We start from the raw sequence: 20,316 nt of genomic DNA on the forward strand, positions 1-20,316 counted from the left end.
ACTCTTCCTTTCAGATAATTGTTTTCCGAAACCGCTTTTGCTATAATTAAGTCATAGAAAGAAGGGAGCCACGTAATAGGATGAAGAAAAAAGGCACATTACATACCAGGCTTCTCATGTATTATGGATGCCTGATTACAAGCATCATGTTTATTATTTTTTATTCTTTTTATTTTTATATTGCTGACTCACTGGAAGAACAGGCTTCTTCCTCTCTAACGATGATTTCATCTACCGTATCCGCGCGGATGGATGACCTGATCGAACAGATGAGCTCTAATTCGACCAAAATCCTGTATTCATCAAGGCTTAAAGAATTAATTAACTCAGATTCGCTGTATGGCCAGAATATGGATTCGCTGTCAGCGCAGAGAGCTTTTAACGAGGCTTTCTTTGCAATAATGGGACCTCAACTGCCTGTTTCACAGGTAAACATTTTTAGAGAAGATGGCCATTATATTTCCGCCGGAAATTATACCGCTTTTGGAAATACATTCGATAACTTGAGAGAAACCGACTGGTTCTCAAAAGCACTGGAGAAAAACGGGGCATTTTTTATCTCACCGCCTCATCTGAATGAATGGAGTTATTATCATCTTCCGGTGCTCTCCCTCTACCGCTCCTTCTCCCCGCAGTTTGGCAAAAAGGACAATGCGGTAATAGAGATGCAGCTGGATTACGCTTCTCTGGAAACAGTGATGGATAATATGTCTATAGCCCCACAGTTTTACATTTTGGACGAAAACGGGACCTTTATCTACCCTGCCGGGGAAACTGCCGAAGAACTGCCGCTCTCCTCCATCCGTTCCTATTGGGAAACCATAAATCCATCTCAGGACACGGGCACTTTTACAGCCCTTGATTCAGATACCAAGCTGAAAAAAATTATCTCTTATACACATTCACCCTATACGAATTTTTCAGTCCTTGTTCTGGAGGATGAATACACGCTGTTTGCCCCGGTGCGGGATTTCCGCAATAACCTGCTTTTTATAGGTTTCCTTTCCCTTCTGGTCACTCTCATGGTTTCTTATCTGATTGCCCAGAAAGTGACTGTCCCGATCCGCCGCCTCTATATGTCTATCAAAAATCTAAATCTGGACACTCTTGGGGAACATCAGGATGAAACGCTGCACAGCAGTTTGAATGAGCTGGAAGTTCTCAATCACTCTTTTCTGGAAATGAAGGACAGGCTGGAACAGTCACTGGAAGAAACGATTTCTTCCAAATCCCACGAGATACAGGCTAAGATGCTTGCGCTTCAGTCCCAGATGAATCCTCATTTTCTGTACAACACGTTGACTACAATCAGTATTATGGCAGAAAATGGCGGCAATACAGATATCACAGAGGTCTGCGACAGCCTCTCCTCCATGCTCCGCTACATCTCCGGCGATGAGCCTGGCCTGGTCACAATCCAGGAGGAAACCGAACACACGAAAAATTTTCTGAACCTGATTAAAATCCGTTATGGTAAAAACCTATACTATGACATTCAGATACCCGATGAAATGTTTCACATACGTATTCCTAAGATGGTGGTAGAACCGCTTGTGGAAAACTGTGTTAAATATGCGATGAACGGACTCCCGCCCTGGCATCTGACTGTAACAGGGGTAACAACAGAAGACTCCTGGCAGATTTCAGTCCAAGATACCGGTACCGGATTCTCACCCGAACGTCTCGCAGAGCTTCTGAACACCTTTTCGCATCTTGACCCGCAAAAGGAAATCCCAAACCTGAAACTTAACGGAATGGGCTTAATCAACATATTCATCCGGCTGAAGCTGACATATCAGGACCGCGCCGTATTTTCCATTCAAAATCTGCCGGAGGGAGGCGCCTGCGTAACCATAGGCGGAGTTCTTATACTAGAGCGTGTCTGAAAGGAGGCAAGCAATGCTGCCCTACAAAGTAATGGTTGTTGAAGATGAACCACTGATTCTGCAGAATATCATAGATAAGATTCATCATGTGAATCCTGAATTCAAGGTAGTGTATGCCGCCGCGAATGGTCTGGATGCGTGGGAACATATTAAAATATATTCCCCGGACCTGCTCATCACTGATATACAGATGCCTGTTATGAACGGTCTGGACCTTCTTGCACGGGTAAAGGAAAGTTATCCTGCCATAGAATGTGTCATCCTGACCGGATTCAATGAATTTGAATATGCCCGGAAGGCCATGAAGATCGGCATTCAAGAATATCTCTTAAAACCACTGAAACTAAACCAGGTTCAGGAAGTTCTTGAGACCGTGGGGATGAGGCTGAGAAAAAGGCGCAGCACATTAGAGCGGGATATCATTGTGTCCGGTCTATATGGCTCCAGATCTCAGAGCGAATTGCCTTCGGATTTAAAGCGGGGACATTTTGCAATTTTCTTAATCAGCCTGGGACATCTATGCAAGCAGATTTCCGATTATAAAAACCTGTCCATTTTCCAGAATTGCTGGGAACGGATAAATCTGGCAGAAATCCTGGGATCTGCACCCACACTCTGCCCAAAATGGTGGGTAATAGACGACAAGCAGCCAAACCAGAAATTCCTGATCCTTTCCTGCCCTGTCGGACAAAAAGTTGATTTGCCTGCACTTGGGAATTATCTGCTGCAGAGTATGATCCCTCAAGTCCACCCCCTTATCGTTAACATCTGTGCAGGCAAAAAGTTTATACCCTACAGAGAAATATGGGCCGTGTCCCAAAAAATCCGTGTTCATCTGGAACATCATCTCCGCCTTGCCCGTTCCAGCTTTCATATCGAAGATACACAGACAGAAACTCCCTGTCCGGATGCTGTACCGGCCGAAAGAGATGATTACCAGGATATCCTGCTGAATTTAATCAGCACAAATAATCGGAAAGCGCTTGCAAAAGAGTTGGAAAAGCTGTGCCTCAGCTGGGATGAGTCGGGCGCTCTGCAGCGCTCTATGGAAAAGCAGCTCTTCCGGCTGATGGAAAAGTCTTACCATCAGTTTCTTTCCTCTTCTGATGCAGAAATACTGCATCTTGAATACGAATTTTGCGAAAGGCTTGCCTTGTCACCAAGCTTAATGGGCATTTTTGATTTTATCATGGATGTCTTTGATAACCTTTTACAGTTAGAAGAAAATGATATTTATGAGCCGGAAGAATTAGTACGCCGTATCCGTACATTTATTGAGCAAAACTACATGACCTCCATAAGTCTGGAAACGATTGCCCAGTCTTTTCATTTTGACGGCTCTTATCTCACGAAAATATTCAAGAAATATGAGGGTGAAACACCATTGAAATATATTATAAAATTGAGGATAGAAAAAGCAAAGAAACTCATGGAAACACAGCCTGAGTTAAGCATTAAAGATATCTGCAGTATCGTTGGGTATTATGACCAGCATTATTTCAGCCGTATCTTTAAAAATATCACGGGGTACAGCCCCTCGGAATATCGGAAGCTGCAGGATGCCCCCATACAGACAGAACGTTGATTTAATCTGCAGCCAGCCGTAGTGACAGGATCTGTAACAAACAAAGTGTGCAAGCCCCTCACTCATGAGGGGCTTGCACACTTTGGCGCCGCCGCGATGCCGCCTTGCGGCTATATACCTATCGCGGCGTGTGCATCCCCCAATGCTCATTGCAGTATGATAAGCGTTTGCTTTATTTACCCTGCCCGTAATAAGCCCCCGGCCCATGTTTTCTCAGATAGTGCTTATCCTGCAGCACCTGAGGTGCAGGCGCCACTCCCTGGTTCAGCTGTTCCGTACGGAAAGCCATTTTGGCTACTTCTTCCAGTACAACCGCATTGTGCACCGCCTCGTCAGCATCTTTTCCCCAGGTAAACGGTCCGTGGTTGGAGCACAGAACCCCCGGCACACTGGCAGGATCTTTTTCTTTAAATGTCTCTATAATTACAAGTCCCGTGTTCTTTTCGTACTCCCCGTTGATCTCTTCCGCGGTCAGGGATCTCGCGCAGGGAATATCTCCGTAATAATAATCAGCATGTGTTGTCCCATAGCAGGGAACGCTTCTGCAGGCCTGTGCCCAGGATGTTGCCCAGGAAGAATGGGTATGTACGATTCCGCCTATCCCCGGGAATGCCCTGTACAGTTCCAGGTGGGTCGGCGTGTCTGAAGAAGGATTATATCTGCCTTCTATTTTGTTCCCTTCCAGATCCATCACTACCATATCGTCCGGCATCAGCGTCTCATAATCCACACCGCTGGGCTTAATCACAAAAAGGCCGGACTCTCTGTCTATCCCGCTGACATTGCCCCATGTATAGGTCACAAGGCCGCGGCGCGGCAATTCCATGTTTGCTTCATATACCTTCTGCTTTAACTCTTCTAACATCTCTTTCTCCTCTTCCTTTATTCCTGGAAATCCACAGGTACCCCATCTTTTGTTACCTGCACTACGTTTACTTCATACTCCCGGAAACCATCGACAATCTCTTGGGGCGCTTTTTCATCTGTAATCACATTCAGAATGGAGTCCGTCGGGCAGCTCACAAAGCTGCTGTTTCTTCCCAGCTTTGTGTGGTCGGCCAGGATGTAGGAGGTGTCCGTAACCCGCTGCAGCATCAGCTGGTTGATATTTACCTCGCTCAGTATCTCCGTGGTCATCCCGCTTTCCAGACTCAGCCCGGAACATCCTATAAAACTCTTCTTCGCAGTTACTTTACTGATATTGTTGGAGGCAAATTCCCCCACCATGGCCTCTTTTATCTCACGCAGCTCCCCTCCGCTTAGTATCACCGATACCTTGGAAGAATGCTCCGTATAGATGGCTTTCCCATTGTTCGTGATCACAATCACTCTTTTATCCTTAATGTATTTTATCATCTGCAGCGCCGTCGCGCTGGTATTTATAAATATCGTATCTCCGTCCTCTACCAGAGACGCCGCATACTGGGCGATCCTCTTCCTGTAAAGCTTAATCTCATCCTCTTCTGTATTAATCTCGGTTACGCGGTCGGTCACGGTAGCCCCGCCGTAAAAACGTTCCAGCTTTTTCTGGTCCTCAAGATACTGAAGATCCCTTCGGATGGTAAGGGGAGATACCTGCAGCTCTTCTGCCAGTTCCTGGACTTTTACAAAGCCGTTGTTCTTCAGCGACTGCAGCACTTTATTTCTTCTGTTATCAACTAATGCTCTGCTTCTTTTCATATCTTATCCTCTTTCCACCACTTTGACAGGCTTTACTTTCTAAAGAATGTATGATTAGATCATGTTATTATGATAATTATATGAATGTTTTTCTGAATCGTCAAGTAGTCTTGACAATTGTTGGACGGGAGGCTTGCGTCTGTCCCTTCATTTCGCTGGGTGCATCCAATCGGCAGAAAAACTTGTCAGCCCGGGGAGGCTCCGAAGCGGGGCAGCGTATGAATTCGCTTGGTGGAACATATACCCTTCCGGCTCTTCCTGGTTATCACTCTACGCTGTGCCCCTCTCTCCCTCCATCAGCCTCAAAAACTTCCGTACTTCTCAAAACATTCCAGAGCATAGAGCATGGATTCCTTGGTTGTGCCAATGGCATCCAGATAACCATATTCCACTCCGATAAGTCCGCCTTTGGGCGTTGCCCACTTCTCAACCAGCTCTTTTGCTTCCTGTTCGATCAAGTCTTTGTCGCCTGTTGGGAGCGTTGCCTGTATGTCGATGGCGGCTTCGAAGCAGATGCGGCCCTGTGCGATCTTTGATACTTCGTCTATACCGACCAGTCTCGGCTGATGAATATTGATTATGTCTACCCCCAGTTCGATCAGGTCCTCCAAGATATCATTGATCTTACCGTCGGTATGGAAACGGATATCCATGCCGCACTCATGGGCTTTATCAAAGATCCTTTTATACTGCGGTTTGAATATTTCTCTGAATATGTCCGGGGATATCATCAGATTGTTCTGTGTACCCCAGTCATCGGTTGTATCATAACAGTGAATTCTGCCTTTGCCCAGTCTGTAGGCTTCTTCAATAATCCCTATCTGATAATCCGCAAGCCTTTCAGCCATAACCTCAATCTCTTCGGGCTCTACAAGACAGTCCATTAATGTATTTTCAAAACCTCTTAGGAAATGCATACGTTCAAAGATACACTGGGGGCTGTTCAGCTGCACGTAGAGGCCTTTTTTCTCCGCCTCATCAAGCGCCTCCTGAAGTCCCTCAAAACGCCCTTCCGCCTTAGGATCCGGGAATACATAATCATCCATATCCTCCCATTCCTCTATCGGAATGTTCGTTACCTGGCCCATATCAGAGCCGCTGGCATCATCACTTTCCCACATACATCCCCATTCATCATATTCCCCGTTCTTGGGGCGCACCTTTTTGGAAACTGTATAGTGCGCGCCCTCCGGCCATGTGCTCTTTGGCGGCAGGACGAAAATACGGCATACGTCCCCTTTACCGGCGATCCGGTCAAAGCGGAGTCCAATTCGATCCGGCCCCGTAAACTTCACGTTTCCTTTGATAATCTCATAACCAGTCATTTTCATCCTCCTAAAAATCTAAACATTTAACGAGTGCCTCCCGGTGTAAATATACCGGTAGGCACTAAACCTTACTTTATTTCATTTGGGAAATGTTCTTTTACTGCAGCGAGAAGCGTCTCTGTCACAGCAGCCGTATCAATCAGGTTCTTTGTCTCTGCAATGACAGCATTGCTTGGCGGAAGCATCCCCGCCCACTCAGGACTGGTCAGAACCAGATCCGTTGTTGTGATAAAAGACAGAGCCTCGCCAAATGAACATGATTCCACAGCGGCGTCAATATTGTGCTCATCACAAATTTTCTTTACACTGATCTTTAAAATCGTGCTGGTTCCCATACCATTTCCACACACACATAAAATATTAAGCATCTTTTTTACCTCCTGTTTTTCATTGTTCAGATCCATGAACAGTTACCTTGTTTTTTCAGTAAATTACCTAACCTGCTATCGGAATTCCCAACAGACTTCCAATTCCTTTGAAGATCGCGATAATTACTACCCATATTGTCGCATAATCTGCGCTTCCCTGCCACCATGTTATTTCCATCATCTTAACAGCGAGGGCGGAACCAAGTATCTGAACCAGACCATTTGCCGTACAGATCAGGGCTGCTGCCTTCCATCCGCCGAACTTGTTTGCAAAGATCGCGATGGTCGCATTGTCGAAGAACAGCGGTATAAATCCGGGTACCAGGAAGATCGGGGACTTGAATACTAACAGTCCGACAAGACCGATGATCTGTCCCAGAGCTCCGAAGAGCAGACCGAGTACTACTGATTTTGGAGCGAATGCAAAGATCGCTGCACAGTCAACACCTGCTACCGCGCCCGGAAGCAATTTCTCTGAGATACCCTTGAAGGACATCATCAGCTCTCCCACGAACATACGCACACCACTCAGCAATACGACGATGTTGGCTGTCAGTGTGATGGCGATCCAGATAAGAAATACAACGTTGTTTGTCAGGCCCGCCTGATTCAGCCCTTCTGCTCCCCGGAGCCAGTCGATCTGTTCTTTTCCTACAACAAGCATAATGATTGCAGTGGAAATGAACATAACAAGGGCCGTTGCAATAATGTTATCCTGAAGGAAATTCAGGGATTCCGGTAATTTCTTTTTCTCAATATCATCTTTTTCCGGGTTACCGATCTTTGGAGCCACTTTGTAGGCAATATAGTCTACAACCATCTGCTGATGGGCTACCGTAAAATCAGCGCCTGTGATTTTCTTTGTAGGCTCGATCAGCAACGTGGAACAAATCCCCCAGTAAAGAGCGGTAACTACGGCTGCGATCAGTACTGTAGGAAGCATTCCGAGTCCCAGGAATCTCCAGACAATATATGTACTGATACCTGCCTGAACGATCATAGCGTTTCCTGTCAGGTAAACGGCACGGATCCTTGTAAACTTTCTCAGCGCCACAAGAACCAGATTCAGGATAAATGCTACAAGCAGTGTGTAAATCCCCCATGCAGCTCCTGTTCCCTCTCCGAGAATCGCATCCATCTTCTCGTAACCGGCAGTCATGGTCGGGTATGTATTAAGTCCTGCCCCCTGAATACCTGTTGCGTTTTGAAGAGCCGTCAGAAGTTTTCCGAAGTTCGCAATCAGGGCGCCGGATCCCATTCCCATAACAATAATACCGATGGATGCTTTTGCCGCACCCGCAATCGCCTTGGACACTTTCTGCTTCATCGCAATATAACCGATAAATACGATGATCGCCATCAGCAGAAACGGCTGTCCGAAGATTTGTTTTAAGAGTAAATCAAGAATTGAGTTTAACATTATTCCTCTCCTTCCTTTGTAACAAAATTTTCCTATCTCTTTGTGCAAAATGCATTCTTGATACTTTGTATTATAGTGTTCGTTATGATAATTGTCAATCTTATTATATGATTATTTATCGTTTTATATGAACTTTTTGTTCTTTAAACAAGCTTTACGCCTCGTTAATCACCATTTTATTGCTTTGTATTCGTTTTATGTTCACTATAATTCATATAACTACTGTTTGGTCACAATTCCCAACTCTTTTTCCAGGTATCTTGCCACGCCATCGTCATTATTGCTGAATGTCACACTGCTGGCCGCGTCTTTCAGTGCCTTTACGCCGTTTTCCATGCAGATTCTATAATCCGCGCATGCAAACATGCTCAGATCGTTTTCATAATCCCCGAATACACAGACGTTTTCTTTACCGATCTTCATCTCCTGCATAATTGTCTCAAGAGCAGTTTTTTTGGAGACCTGGCTCTGAAATGCACCTAAAAGGCCATACCCCGTTGGTTCATGGTGTACGTTTGCCAGACTGTCAACATAACTTTTATACGCTTCCATGGCTGCTTCATTTTCCTCGTAGGCCACGATTTTTGCAGCAGTCTTATACCCCAGCACAGAACCATTCCGGAGAAACTCCCTGACCTTGAGTTTTACCGGACAGCCTGCTTTTTGAGACAGCGCCTCGTAATCCAGGATTCTCTTTTGCAGTTTTTCGCTTCCCTCAGAAAAATACATTTCTTCTGCAGAATACATCATAAATGTCATCTTCTGCTCATTCAGATAGGCCAGAAGGCTGGCGGTATCCTCCTCTGCCAGAAAATTGCAGTGGATCACCCGCTCACCGCTTCGCACAAGCGCTCCATTATCCGACAACATATATTCACAGCCTCCAAGCTGCTTATCATAGATGGACATCATCTGTTCGTCACGCCCGGAGGCAAGGCAGACAGCGATCCCCATATCCCTGACTTTTTTCATCACAGAGACCGTATAGGGGGTGATCATTTTCTCATCGTTTAAAAGTGTCCCGTCCAGATCACAGACGACAAGCTTAATTTCGCTCATAGTTCTCTCCTTCTTTTATACAGCGTATTTGTTCCTGCAGCTCCCGGCATATAAGTTCAAATAATTCCCTGCCTTTTTCTGCAGTCGCTGCAGATGCATCTCCGAAGGCCCCGCTCTCTATAAAAGATCTCCATGGCACCGGCTTTTTCCCATAAAGAAGCGGAACCGGCGGAAATTCTGCGGTCGCAGCTTTCATATCCACCAGTTCCTCCTTAACATAGAGCATCAGAGAAGTCTCCAGCTCTCCCGCATGCCATACACTTCCGTTCCACAGAGGCGTGGTCAGAATATGTCCTGCTTTCTTTTCAATTCCGGCAGCCTTCATATGATACACACGATCCCCGGACCCACGATCGGCCAAAGTACGAAGAACCTCTTCAATGACCTTATGGTTTCCATTATGGAAAGAATACAAAATAATCCGCCTGGGGCTGGCACGCATCACACTTTCCACTGCCTGCAGGCAGTAATTTTCAAGACATGCAGGACTGACGGATATGGTGCTCTCAAACTCCCTGGCGGACCATACCTGTCCATAGGTTATACATGGATAATAATACATGTCCTCTCTTTCACAGATCTCTTGTGCAAATGCATGAGCCAGTATTGTATCCGTCCCGAGAGGCAGGTGGAGGCCATGCTCCTCCACCGAACCAAGGGTTAACAGTACGCCTTCGCTCTCCCGTATATTCCTGCTCGCAGTTGTCCAGTTCTGATAAAAAAGATTTCTCATAGCTCAGAATACTTTGCATCCAGTGCAAGAAGTTCTTCTTCATCCTTAACATGCATCAATGCATCCATGATATCGGCTGTCAGCAGCATATTAGCCAGTTTTTCCATGTTCTTCATATGTTCGTCGTGATCCTTGGACGCCAGAACGAAGAACAGCTTGGCGTCTTTTTCCGGATTACCTTCTTCAAAATGTACAGGCTCCTCCAGCTTCATGAAAGATACTGCCGTGTCATTCACGCCTACAGCGCCTTCCTGCGAATGCGGCATTGCGATATTAGGTGCAAACACTATGTAAGGGCCATATTTTTTCACGCAGCCGATTACAGCATCAATATATGCCTGTTCGATAGAGCCGTCGTCCAGAAGAGGCTGGCAGGATGCCGCTACCGCTTCTTCCCATGTATCAAATCCTTTATGAAAGCAAACTCGTTTTTTCTCCACTAATTCTCTTAATAACATTTCCGCATTCTCCTTTTTCCTGAATATTTTTTACAGAATGGAACGGTAAGGTACGTTTGGCTCATCTGTAAAGCAGTCTTCAAATCCTCTTCTATAATGGAACTGTTTTTTATCTTTGTCCAGAGGCCAGATATATTTTCCGCCCACATCCCAGATAAATGGTGTGAACTGATACTGTAACACATCTTTTTTAAAGTTGTAAAGCATCAAAATCTCCGCCGGATCTGCCTTAAAGTTCGTCCATACATCATAGTGAAACGGAATCACGACCTTACACTGCAGAGCCTCTGCCATTCGAAGGATATCTACGGATGTCATCTTATCCTGATTTCCGGCCGGGTTTTCACCATAAGAACCAAAGGCAATGTCTATATCATAGTCTTTGCCGTGTTTTGCATAATATGTAGAGTAATGAGAGTCCCCGCTGTGATAAACGGATCCAGCCGGTGTTTTGATCAGGTAATTGACCGCTTTTTCATCCATATCGTTGGGGCAGGTATTCCGAATATCCTCATCCGCGGTTACAAGACAGGTTCTGTCAAAGGAATCCAGTACTACAATCTCGCAGTCTTTTACCTGAATCACATCACCCGGTTTTACAATTCTGCATCTTTCTTCCGGAACTCCATAGCTGAGCCACTTTTCGACGCTCTTGAGCGGCCCGATAAATGGGACGTCAGGCTCACAGTTCTGCATAACCGCTGCGGCAAAGAACGGGTCAATGTGGTCATTGTGGTAGTGGGTGGACAGTACCGCATCCACAGTTGTAACCGCAAACGGATCGTAAACAATCGGAGCCGCACGCAGGTTTGGCTGCGTCATCCTTCCCCCTGTCATATTGCGCATCTGATGGAACGGAGCCATCTCCTTTGTCTTTTTGCTTCTTTTACCATTGCCGAACCACAGGTCGATTGCAATGTTCGTACTGTTCTCGGATTTGATCCAGAGCCCGGTGCATCCAATCCACCACATGGCGAATGTTCCCGGGGCAACTACTTCCTCATCAATTTCCTCGTTCAGCCAGGTTCCCCACTCAGGAAATGCTCCGAGTACCCATTTCTCTCTTGTCAGTTCATTCACTTTGCTCATTTTGTTTCCTCCTGCCTTAAATGATTGTTATTTTTCATTAAAACTATCGTTTATTATCTTTTCACGCTTATTTTATCATTTATTATGAATGTTTTCAATGCATTTATATGATTATTTTCTTTTTATATGAATATTTCGCGTATTACTTGACTAATCATAAATCTCATGCTATTCTATAGGTGTATTTTCATCGGAGTTAGATTTCACATATTTTTGTAAGTCATTATGTTCCATTGATAATGCCTTACAAAAATATGTGATTTTTTATTTTCTGAGATTTACAAATATTATATTTAGGAGGTACCTATTATGAATAACGGTACAGTAAAATGGTTTAATGCACAAAAAGGATTTGGATTTATCACAAACGATGCTAACGGAGAAGACGTATTCGTACACTTTTCAGGAATCGCTTCCGATGGTTACAAATCTCTGGAAGAAGGACAGAAAGTATCATTTGACATCACAGAAGGAAACCGCGGACCTCAGGCTGTTAACGTAGTTGGAGCATAATCCGGTTTTCGTGATTCGTCAGATTTGAATTCTATGCAAACCTAAGTCAAATCCCCCGCAGGAGTCTGCGGGGGATTTGTTTTTTCCTGTATTATCTTCAAAATATAAATGGAGAGCATCTTATGATTCTCCTTTTTATTAAGTCTATGTTTTCAACATTATTCCCTTATTTTTCAACAATAAACACATTGCTTTTCCTCATCCGGATATGATATCCTGTCTGCACAAATCTTTATTTCTATTGAAAATCTATTTTTTTCTGACACTCGTCAAAGAATCCAGATTTGTAATCACTCTGCTGCTGTTTACACATTACTTGTTCACAACAGCAGCGCCCATTTGAAAGAGGTGCTGCCTATTGAGGGTTTAAAGCCACAGTAAATTATGTTACGAACTGTTACCTGCTTCAAACCGAGCATGCTATAATGGAGGTACTAAATGAATGATCAAATGCTGCAATGGCATCCCATATTTGGAACAGCCATTCAGCTCAATACGGCAGAGGAGGCAGAAACCATAACATTCCAAACGGAACTTGGATTGAATAAAATGCCCATGCGTATTGATCTGGTTTTAATTAAAAAGGACAAAGAGCCGCTAAAGAAGGATTTTGGGAGAATCCTGCGCGGTCATAATATCTTCGAGTATAAGAGCCCTGGGGATACATTAAACATAGACGATTTTTATAAAACATATGCATACGCCTGTTTCTACAAAGCTAATACGGAACATGTTGATGAAATTTCTGCTCAGGACATAACCATCTCTTTTGTATGCAGCCAGTATCCAAGAGAGATGTCCAAAAAGTTAAAAAAGGAAAGAAATATTACCATCGGCCAGGTATCTTCAGGTATTTACTATCTGAGAGGAGATCCTATCCCCATGCAGTTAATACTGATCCCCCAACTGCCCTATAAGGAAAACCTCTGGCTCAGCAGCCTGCGCACAGATTTGGTGCCAGGAGAACATCTGGATATGCTGATGGAGGACTATCAAAAGCATAAACATTCCAAAGATTATCAGGCTATGATGGACGTAATAGTCCGGGCAAACCATAACACATTTGAGGAGGTGAAAGATATGTGTGAAGCATTACATGAATTATTTGCTGAAGATGTACAAAAAGAGGTGGCAAAGTTTACTAATCTGATTGCTCTGGATGTAATTGAGCAGGTGACTGAAGACGTCACTGAAGAAGTTACCGAACAGGTTACCAAACAAGTTACCGAACAGGTCACCAAACAAGTCACGCAGGATGTTATGCGTCAGGATATTTTACTTTTCGTACAAGCTCTAACTGATGATGGCTATACCGATGAAGTTATTGCCAGTCGGCTCAGAAAGTATTTTTCGCTGACGGAAGAAGATATCCGGTACTATCTCCAGACGGAACAATTGTAATAGTAACTGGACACGGGAAAGAAATATTTTGCTGAAGCATTCTGCCACAACACGATTTCCCCCGTGTCCGTTTTATCTATATAATACCTATACCTGCCTGTTTAAGCTGGACGTTTAACAAGTTTCCATAACCTGACATTTATTACAGTCACGGCACTTTTCGAAATCAATCTGCGGTACACGCTGTCCGATGATTCCCAGATCATTCAGATCCGGTTTCACACAGTTATTTGGACATCCGCCTGCCGCAATCTTAAACTTGTCCGGCAATTTCACGCTGGAATACCCGTGATAAAAGCGTTCGTGTATCTCCTCTGAAAGCCCAAATGTATCGATCAATCCATACTGGCATGTTGTGCCTTTGCAGGATACAACCGGACGGACCTTCGATCCCGTCCCCCCCAGTCTCGAGGCCTGCCTGCATCAGATATTCTCTAAGTGGCTCTATATTATCATATGGTACTCCCTGAATCTCGACGGTTAGCCGGGAGGTCATCGTCACTTCACCACTTCCGTAGAGCTCAGCAGCTTCTGCAATTGTACGGGCCTCTTCCGCAGTGATCTTTCCATTTCTTGTGATAACACGTCCGTTAAACTTATCGGAGGTCGTCTTATCTCTGATGAAGACAAGTGCCTTAATCCTTGTTACATCTTCCGCTGAAACTTCAGCCTACGTCTTTTTCACCTTCACATCGTTGAAAAAGACACCGCCTTCTAATGCTGCCGTGTTTGCATAACCAAAGTATCTCAGTCTGTTTTGAAGGAAATACGCCCGTTTCCCCTTTGTACAGACTAACAGCAATTTCTCATCTTTGCCAATCCCCTCAAGTTCTCCGTTTACCGTGCCCAGATTAATATATTGCGCTCCACGGATAGACGGGGACAGACCTACATCCAGAATACGCCATCCATCCGCTTTTCCTTCTGCGTATTCGGCAGGAGTCATACTCACAAGTTCTCCATTGATCTTGTTCAACAGAATATATACCGCCTGGACAAAGGGATGGATTGCTGTTGAGAATGGAGGTGCATATGCGAAATCAGCGTTTTCATAATCTTCCAGGACTGCACCCATGTTGATTCCCATCACCGCAATGTCAACCATCTTATCTACCGCTCCGGGGCCAAATACCTGCGCTCCCAGAAGCTTATGCGTCTCTTTATCCGCAATCAGCTTTGTTACAAAAGATGCGGCTCCCGGATAGTAGTGTGCCTTATCTTCTGTTACTGCAAGGGCCGTCACCACCTCATATCCCGCTTCTTTTGCCTGTGCCTCTGTCAGTCCCGTACGCCCGCAGTTCAGATTCGGGAGCTTCACAACGCCGGTTCCCAGGACTCCCTTGTATTCTTTGACGGCGCCTGTCAGAACCTGTGCAAGTGTCCGGCCTTCCATATTAGCAGAAGAGCCCATGGGAGACCACTGTCTCTTCCCTGTGATCCGGTTTGTTACCATCGCGCAGTCGCCTGCAGCATAAACATCCTCCAAACTGGTCTTCATCTGTCCGTCTACCAGAATAGTTCCTTTGAACATTTCAATGCCGCTTTCATTTAAAAATGCCGTATTTGGCCGTATACCTGCAGCCATAATAACCATTTCGCAAGGCAGCGTTCCCGCAGTTGTTTTCACAGCAGTTACACTGTCCGTACCCATGATCGCCTCGGCCTTTGTACCCGTTATTACACGTATACCCTCCTTCTGAAGATGCTTTTTCGCATAAGCAGCCATTTCCGGATCTAGAATATTGGGTAGAATCTGGGCAGCAAAATCAATCACTGTGACCTGTATCCCCCTCGCTTTCAGGTTTTCAGCAACCTCCAGGCCTATAAAACCGGCTCCAACTACAACTGCTTTTTTCACTCCGCGGTCTTCTGCATAAGACCTTACTCCAATTGCATCATCAGGTGTTCGCATACGAAATACACCAGCAAGCTGCATCCCTTCTACCCGCGGTACGGACGGAGAAGCGCCTGTAGCAATGATCAGCTTATCATAGGAATACTCTTCTTCTGCCTGGGATTGAAGATTTCTGGCTTTTACGACTTTCTTATCTGAATCCAGGCCCACAGCTTCTATGCCGATCCTAACCTCCACACCGGTAAGCATAGAATACTTCTGGGGTGTATTGACAATTAATGCTTCTCTCTTTTCAATCATTCCACCCACGTAATATGGCAGACCACAGCCTGCATAGGATATATCCTGATCTTTTGTTATAATCATAACTTCAGCACTGCGATCCTGGCGCTTTAATTTTGCTGCAGCCTTCGTACCGGCAGCCACTCCTCCAATAATCAATACTTTCATATTTTTTCTCCTTTGGTTTTATAATATATCCAGACTATTTTCTATGACAGCAATGCAATTCATTGACACATTCCGGTTTCATAGCACGGCATACGATCACATCGCCGCCTTCGATTCTGATACTTCTGCCATTCACCATGGCATCAGCCATTTTCTGTCTTGCCTCATTATAAATTCTCGTAACGGTAGGACGGGATATATCCATCTTCTTCGCACACTCTGCCTGAGTAAGCTGCACATAATCCAGCAGTCGGATCACCTCGTACTCATCATATCCGATTGTCACCGTCCCATTAGGAGTACTGCCCTCAGGCAAAAATCCCGTAGTCCCCGGAATGGAACAGATGCATCTGCACTTTTGTGGTCTGGCCATATCATCACCTCTTTTCCTTTTTTCAGTATACCTCATTATGAACATATGTCAATAATAAAATCAAAAAATTATATTAAAGTTAAATTTAAATTTAGACAATATCTATAATATATTCCAGCCATCCTTTACCTAAACAACTACATGCCCCTTACAAACGCTAACCCAGCTGCAGGAAAAAATATTATCAGGAGCCGCCAAACCAGATCCCAAATATCCGGTTCGACGGCTCCTGCCGTTTCGGAGTTCCATCCTGCGACTTACCTGTTAAATTCTTTCACCGCATCAATCATTGCTACTACATTTTCCACAGGAGTCATTGCCTGAATGTTATGTATCGTGTTAAAAACAAACCCGCCGCCTTCTGAAAAAATCCGGCACATTTCCAGTACTTCTTCCCGAACCTGCTCAGCTTTTCCAAAGGCAAATGTTTTCTGCGTATCCACTCCGCCGCCCCAGAATACAATATCTTTTCCGAACTCCTTTTTCAGCTCCCGGGGATCCATATTTTTCGCTGTCCACTGAACCGGATTCAGAATATCAAATCCGCATTCGATCAGCTCTGGGATCAGAGCCTTAATTGACCCACAGGAGTGTTTAAATGTCTTCCACGATGTATTTGCATGGATCCATTTATTAATTTTCTTATAATACGGCATATACAGATTCCGGAAAGTTTCATTCGAGCAAAATGGACACTTTTGGGTTCCAAAATCTGTGCCGCAGGTAAATGCGGCCTGAGGAACATCTCCTACTGTCTCTTTTATTTTTTTTAGATTCTCAAGAGCTATATCCGTCTGTTTTTCAAAAACTGCGTGAAGATAATCCTGGTTTGTCAAAGTGGCAATATACCATTCCTCAATATCCCGGATTCCCTTTGGATGTTTAAGCATACTGCCGGGTACAAATGCCACATCACCGATACCGGTGCCTCCGAACGCAGCTATAACGCCATAACCACTTTTGTCTGCCGATTCGCACTGTGTCCGGATAGATTCCAGATCTTCATCCGATATATAACCGAATTCCTCCAGGTTATCCTCCACATGCAGATTGTCCTCATCATAGTCCTCTCCCCTTAACAGGCAGTCAAAAAAATAGCCGCCCAGAGGCATTTTTGCGGTAGGAGGAAGGCTTCGGTCTCCTGCCACATATAGGAACACATCTCCCCTGGCATCCGTAAACGTTTCAAAGTTATCCGGTACTAAAATATCCTGCCCCCATGGAGTCCGCCACTCCTTACATCCTTCATCCCTGAAACCAAAAATCGTGTTTGGATTCCAAATCTGCGTAGTATCTATTCCCATTACCTGCTTCAGATCCTCATCTACCGTACCCAGCATCTGAAGCGGCTCCATCAGACGCACCGGACGTTTTTCCAAGCCATAATACTCTCTTAGTTTTTCTACAATTGATATATGCACCCCGGTCACCGAGGTTGCGCCGATATCCAATGGTACCGGGCCGCTGCGATGCGCCAGGGCCCTGCTGATTTTTTCCTTGCTATCCATATAAGCTTCTCCTTTCACAGAGGGGTCTGACCCCTTTGCTCACCGTTTTCAGAATATTCTCATTTTTTCTCAGATCACATTTTCTTTCTTTTCTTCCCCAGCTGGTCAATCAAAACTGCCGTAAGCAGCGTTGCACCGGTTACGAAAGTCTGCCAGTAAATATCCACCCCCAGCAGTGTAAGGGAATTGGTGATCAGTGCCATCAGAAGTGACCCGAGGAAGGCGCCGAAAACACTTCCTTCACCGCCCTGCAGGCTGGCCCCGCCAATAATAACAGCCGTGATCACGCGAAGTTCCAGGCCCGTGCCCTGCTGTACGGATGCAGTTCCCATACGGGCTGTTGCCACGATTCCTGCAAAACCTGCCAACAGGCCGACGGTCACATAGTTCAGAATCTTGATCTTGATTACTTTGATTCCGGAAAGTTTTGCGGATTTTTCGTTTCCGCCTATGTAGTAGTTCTGCCGGAAAAACCTGGAATGCCGCATCAGGATGTCGCCTATGATTACGAGTATTATGGCATACCAGATCGGCGCCTGCACACCCAGTACCACCTTCTGCCCTATGGCGTTGAATGCATCCCCCAGCCCGCTTACATTCTGGCCTCTTGTCACGATCAGAGTCAGGCCGCGGAACAGGCTGAGTGACGCCAGTGTTGTTACAAATGCATTGATTTCCAGTTTTGCAATAATAAACCCATTAAACAGTCCTACCAGCCCGCCGATTACTATTCCTACCACAACCGCCACAATTGGCGGCATTCCTGCTTTGAGCACCAGCCCCGCACAGACTCCTGAAAATGCCAGTATGGACCCCACAGACATGTCAAATCCGCCGCTGGCCATAAGATTCGCCATCCCCACTGCAATGATTACCTCAATGGACATGCCCAGAAGCAATGCCACAATATTCTGATATGTCAGGAAAACAGAGGATGCAATCGTCATAATGATGGACAGTCCCAACACAATCAGCACAATTGCCGCCTCCCTCTGTTTTAATAATTTCTTAATCATATTCATATCTGCCTCCGCTCTGCCGCCAAGCGGCACCTTTACTCTGTACTAACACAGTCACCCTTTGCTACGCCGGATGCCAGGGAGATTACTTTCTCTTCTGTTGCTTCCGAAGCCGGGATGATTCCCACATTCCTGCCTTCTCTGATCACCATAATCCGGTCGCTGACCCCCAGAATCTCAGGCAGGTCGGACGAGATCATGATAATACCCACGCCGGTTTCCGCCAGATTTCTCAGAAGATTGTATATTTCACTTTTCGCCCCTACATCCACACCTCTTGTTGGCTCATCAACAATCAGCACCCGCGGGCGGATCCCGAACCAGGCGGCAAGAAGCACCTTCTGTTGATTCCCTCCCGAGAGTTTATTGACCAGCTGCCGGATTCCGGGCGTAGAGATGCGAAAGTCCTTTACCGCATCCTGCACCATCTGGTCAACCTGGTTTTCCCTCAGGAATCCTCTTTTCGAAAAATGGCGCAGCTGGTTAGCAATCAGGTTCTGCCTGATGTCAAATTTTACATACAGCCCCTGCTCTTTCCGGTCCTCGCTCATATAACCGATACCCTGCCGGATCGCATCCTGCGGGCAGCGGATCTGCAGCGGTTTCCCCTCCAGCACTACCCTTCCGGTCTCCAGAGGCTCTGCTCCGAAGATTCCTCTTCCGATTTCTGTCCTGCCGGCTCCTACCAGACCCGATACGCCGAGAATCTCTCCTCTTCTGACCTGAAAAGATATATCTTGGAATGCTTTTCCCCTGGAAATTCCTTCAGCCTCGAAAAGCACCTCCCCTATCTTCTGTTCCGGCCTCCGGCGCCCGTAAATATTTTCAATTTTCCGGCCTACCATGTTAGTTATCAGAAAGTCCTCGCCAATATCTGTGACCCGCGCTTCCGCGATATATGCCCCGTCCCGCAGGATCGTTACACTGTCTGCAATCTCAAAAATCTCCTGCAGGTGATGTGATATATAGATAAAGCTGATTCCCTGTTCTTTCAGGATGCGGATATTCTGGAACAGCTTCTGCTTCTCCACCTCCGTAAGAGAAGATGTGGGCTCATCCAGTACAAGTACTTTCGGCCTAAAAGACATTGCTTTCAGGATTTCCACAACCTGCTGGTTGGCAATCGCCAGTTCCTTTACAGGCGTGGCGGGGTCGATATTTTCAATCTCAAACAGTTTCAGCATTTCCTTCGTTTTATTATACAACTCTTCTCTTTTGATCAGATTTAACTTATTGACCGGCTGGCGGTTGGCAAATATATTTTCTGCCACACTCAGGCACGGAACCAGGCTCAATTCCTGGTGTACGATACTGATTCCCTTCTGCAGTGCATCGTGGGCGGAAGTAAATACCACTTTTTCTCCTTCAATCCAGATCTCCCCCTCGTCCGGCTTATGGATCCCGCCGAGTGTCAGCATCAGGGTACTTTTACCTGCACCGTTTTCTCCCACAAGGGCATGCACTTCTCCCTTTTTCACTTTCAGATCTACCCCGTCCAGGGCGCGGACCCCCGGGAATATCTTGACGATTCCTTTTGCCTCCAGTATGTATTCAGACACAGGCGCCCTCCTTCCTTTTTACGAATTCATTG

20 protein-coding genes are annotated in these 20,316 nt (G+C 45.6%); 4 read left to right on the forward strand and 16 right to left on the reverse strand.

What is annotated here, in order from left to right; all coding sequences use genetic code 11:
• The first annotated feature begins 80 nt into the window (after positions 1-80).
• Together BN1938_RS11685 and BN1938_RS11690 are read left to right on the forward strand one after the other, a co-directional pair.
• Positions 81-1,886, forward strand: a complete 1,806-nt coding sequence (locus tag BN1938_RS11685; RefSeq protein WP_050640742.1) for a sensor histidine kinase — start codon at positions 81-83, stop codon at positions 1,884-1,886.
• 13 nt (positions 1,887-1,899) lie between these two features.
• Complete coding sequence (locus tag BN1938_RS11690) at positions 1,900-3,471, forward strand: response regulator transcription factor (RefSeq protein WP_050640743.1); 1,572 nt, start codon at positions 1,900-1,902, stop codon at positions 3,469-3,471.
• 172 nt (positions 3,472-3,643) lie between these two features.
• Here the strand turns inward: BN1938_RS11690 and BN1938_RS11695 are convergent, their stop codons facing one another.
• The 9 genes from BN1938_RS11695 to ulaG all read right to left on the reverse strand — a co-directional run bounded on the left by BN1938_RS11695 (position 3,644) and on the right by ulaG (position 11,606).
• Positions 3,644-4,336 carry an L-ribulose-5-phosphate 4-epimerase gene (locus BN1938_RS11695; protein ID WP_050640744.1) on the reverse strand — a complete coding sequence of 231 codons (693 nt, stop codon included), beginning with the start codon at positions 4,334-4,336 and terminating at the stop codon, positions 3,644-3,646.
• Between the two features lie 17 nt (positions 4,337-4,353).
• On the reverse strand, positions 4,354-5,151 hold the full coding sequence (locus tag BN1938_RS11700; RefSeq protein ID WP_050640745.1) for a DeoR/GlpR family DNA-binding transcription regulator: 798 nt from the start codon (positions 5,149-5,151) through the stop codon (positions 4,354-4,356).
• Between the two features lie 302 nt (positions 5,152-5,453).
• Positions 5,454-6,476 carry a uroporphyrinogen decarboxylase family protein gene (locus tag BN1938_RS11705; RefSeq protein ID WP_050640746.1) on the reverse strand — a complete coding sequence of 341 codons (1,023 nt, stop codon included), beginning with the start codon at positions 6,474-6,476 and terminating at the stop codon, positions 5,454-5,456.
• A 71-nt stretch (positions 6,477-6,547) separates the two neighbouring features.
• The gene (locus BN1938_RS11710; protein WP_025655788.1) at positions 6,548-6,847 is read right to left on the reverse strand and encodes a PTS sugar transporter subunit IIB; all 300 of its coding nucleotides are present in this window, start codon (positions 6,845-6,847) and stop codon (positions 6,548-6,550) included.
• Positions 6,848-6,914: 67 nt separating this feature from the next.
• Positions 6,915-8,267, reverse strand: a complete 1,353-nt coding sequence (locus BN1938_RS11715) for a PTS transporter subunit IIC (protein ID WP_050640748.1) — start codon at positions 8,265-8,267, stop codon at positions 6,915-6,917.
• A 219-nt stretch (positions 8,268-8,486) separates the two neighbouring features.
• Positions 8,487-9,326, reverse strand: coding sequence for a Cof-type HAD-IIB family hydrolase (locus tag BN1938_RS11720; RefSeq protein WP_050640749.1), 840 nt, complete (start codon positions 9,324-9,326; stop codon positions 8,487-8,489).
• Positions 9,313-10,059 (reverse strand): creatininase family protein, encoded by a 747-nt coding sequence (locus BN1938_RS11725; protein WP_050640750.1) that lies wholly within the window; start codon positions 10,057-10,059, stop codon positions 9,313-9,315. Before BN1938_RS11725 ends, BN1938_RS11720 begins: the two co-directional genes overlap by 14 nt.
• Positions 10,056-10,517, reverse strand: a complete 462-nt coding sequence (locus tag BN1938_RS11730; RefSeq protein ID WP_050640751.1) for a PTS sugar transporter subunit IIA — start codon at positions 10,515-10,517, stop codon at positions 10,056-10,058. Before BN1938_RS11730 ends, BN1938_RS11725 begins: the two co-directional genes overlap by 4 nt.
• 30 nt (positions 10,518-10,547) lie before the next feature.
• Positions 10,548-11,606, reverse strand: coding sequence for an L-ascorbate 6-phosphate lactonase (ulaG, locus tag BN1938_RS11735; RefSeq protein WP_050640752.1), 1,059 nt, complete (start codon positions 11,604-11,606; stop codon positions 10,548-10,550).
• A gap of 309 nt (positions 11,607-11,915) precedes the next feature.
• On the opposite strand from ulaG, the gene BN1938_RS11740 reads away from it, so the two are divergent.
• Together BN1938_RS11740 and BN1938_RS11745 are read left to right on the forward strand one after the other, a co-directional pair.
• A complete protein-coding gene (locus BN1938_RS11740) occupies positions 11,916-12,119 on the forward strand; it encodes a cold-shock protein (RefSeq protein ID WP_009001509.1) in 204 nt (67 codons plus the stop codon).
• A gap of 438 nt (positions 12,120-12,557) precedes the next feature.
• Positions 12,558-13,520, forward strand: a complete 963-nt coding sequence (locus BN1938_RS11745; RefSeq protein WP_050640753.1) for a hypothetical protein — start codon at positions 12,558-12,560, stop codon at positions 13,518-13,520.
• A 114-nt stretch (positions 13,521-13,634) separates the two neighbouring features.
• On the opposite strand, the gene BN1938_RS24220 is transcribed toward BN1938_RS11745, so the two are convergent.
• From BN1938_RS24220 to BN1938_RS11770, 7 genes are all read right to left on the reverse strand, one after another.
• On the reverse strand, positions 13,635-13,859 hold the full coding sequence (locus tag BN1938_RS24220; RefSeq protein WP_334296477.1) for a hypothetical protein: 225 nt from the start codon (positions 13,857-13,859) through the stop codon (positions 13,635-13,637).
• Positions 13,774-14,160, reverse strand: a complete 387-nt coding sequence (locus BN1938_RS24225; RefSeq protein WP_334296478.1) for a hypothetical protein — start codon at positions 14,158-14,160, stop codon at positions 13,774-13,776. The genes BN1938_RS24220 and BN1938_RS24225 overlap by 86 nt, the downstream gene beginning before the upstream one ends.
• A gap of 30 nt (positions 14,161-14,190) precedes the next feature.
• Complete coding sequence (locus BN1938_RS11750) at positions 14,191-15,825, reverse strand: FAD-dependent oxidoreductase (RefSeq protein ID WP_148487185.1); 1,635 nt, start codon at positions 15,823-15,825, stop codon at positions 14,191-14,193.
• Between the two features lie 34 nt (positions 15,826-15,859).
• On the reverse strand, positions 15,860-16,198 hold the full coding sequence (locus tag BN1938_RS11755) for a DUF134 domain-containing protein (protein WP_050640754.1): 339 nt from the start codon (positions 16,196-16,198) through the stop codon (positions 15,860-15,862).
• A gap of 257 nt (positions 16,199-16,455) precedes the next feature.
• A complete protein-coding gene (locus tag BN1938_RS11760) occupies positions 16,456-17,706 on the reverse strand; it encodes a uroporphyrinogen decarboxylase family protein (RefSeq protein WP_050640755.1) in 1,251 nt (416 codons plus the stop codon).
• A gap of 74 nt (positions 17,707-17,780) precedes the next feature.
• Entirely contained in the window at positions 17,781-18,728 is a 948-nt protein-coding gene (locus BN1938_RS11765) for an ABC transporter permease (protein WP_050640756.1), read from the reverse strand.
• A 32-nt stretch (positions 18,729-18,760) separates the two neighbouring features.
• Positions 18,761-20,284 (reverse strand): sugar ABC transporter ATP-binding protein, encoded by a 1,524-nt coding sequence (locus BN1938_RS11770; protein ID WP_050640757.1) that lies wholly within the window; start codon positions 20,282-20,284, stop codon positions 18,761-18,763.
• Positions 20,285-20,316: the final 32 nt, after the last annotated feature.

It is taken from the genome of Eubacterium sp. SB2, assembly GCF_001244405.1.
GTDB classification, from domain to species: domain Bacteria; phylum Bacillota; class Clostridia; order Lachnospirales; family Lachnospiraceae; genus Faecalicatena; species Faecalicatena contortus_B.

Coding starts and splice junctions, on each gene's coding strand:
- BN1938_RS11685 (WP_050640742.1), top strand. CDS start 81: ATGAAGAAAAAAGGCACATTACATACCAGGCTTCTCATGTATTATGGA.
- BN1938_RS11690 (WP_050640743.1), top strand. CDS start 1,900: ATGCTGCCCTACAAAGTAATGGTTGTTGAAGATGAACCACTGATTCTG.
- BN1938_RS11695 (WP_050640744.1), bottom strand. CDS start 4,336: ATGTTAGAAGAGTTAAAGCAGAAGGTATATGAAGCAAACATGGAATTG.
- BN1938_RS11700 (WP_050640745.1), bottom strand. CDS start 5,151: ATGAAAAGAAGCAGAGCATTAGTTGATAACAGAAGAAATAAAGTGCTG.
- BN1938_RS11705 (WP_050640746.1), bottom strand. CDS start 6,476: ATGACTGGTTATGAGATTATCAAAGGAAACGTGAAGTTTACGGGGCCG.
- BN1938_RS11710 (WP_025655788.1), bottom strand. CDS start 6,847: ATGCTTAATATTTTATGTGTGTGTGGAAATGGTATGGGAACCAGCACG.
- BN1938_RS11715 (WP_050640748.1), bottom strand. CDS start 8,267: ATGTTAAACTCAATTCTTGATTTACTCTTAAAACAAATCTTCGGACAG.
- BN1938_RS11720 (WP_050640749.1), bottom strand. CDS start 9,326: ATGAGCGAAATTAAGCTTGTCGTCTGTGATCTGGACGGGACACTTTTA.
- BN1938_RS11725 (WP_050640750.1), bottom strand. CDS start 10,059: ATGAGAAATCTTTTTTATCAGAACTGGACAACTGCGAGCAGGAATATA.
- BN1938_RS11730 (WP_050640751.1), bottom strand. CDS start 10,517: ATGTTATTAAGAGAATTAGTGGAGAAAAAACGAGTTTGCTTTCATAAA.
- ulaG (WP_050640752.1), bottom strand. CDS start 11,606: ATGAGCAAAGTGAATGAACTGACAAGAGAGAAATGGGTACTCGGAGCA.
- BN1938_RS11740 (WP_009001509.1), top strand. CDS start 11,916: ATGAATAACGGTACAGTAAAATGGTTTAATGCACAAAAAGGATTTGGA.
- BN1938_RS11745 (WP_050640753.1), top strand. CDS start 12,558: ATGAATGATCAAATGCTGCAATGGCATCCCATATTTGGAACAGCCATT.
- BN1938_RS11750 (WP_148487185.1), bottom strand. CDS start 15,825: ATGAAAGTATTGATTATTGGAGGAGTGGCTGCCGGTACGAAGGCTGCA.
- BN1938_RS11755 (WP_050640754.1), bottom strand. CDS start 16,198: ATGGCCAGACCACAAAAGTGCAGATGCATCTGTTCCATTCCGGGGACT.
- BN1938_RS11760 (WP_050640755.1), bottom strand. CDS start 17,706: ATGGATAGCAAGGAAAAAATCAGCAGGGCCCTGGCGCATCGCAGCGGC.
- BN1938_RS11765 (WP_050640756.1), bottom strand. CDS start 18,728: ATGAATATGATTAAGAAATTATTAAAACAGAGGGAGGCGGCAATTGTG.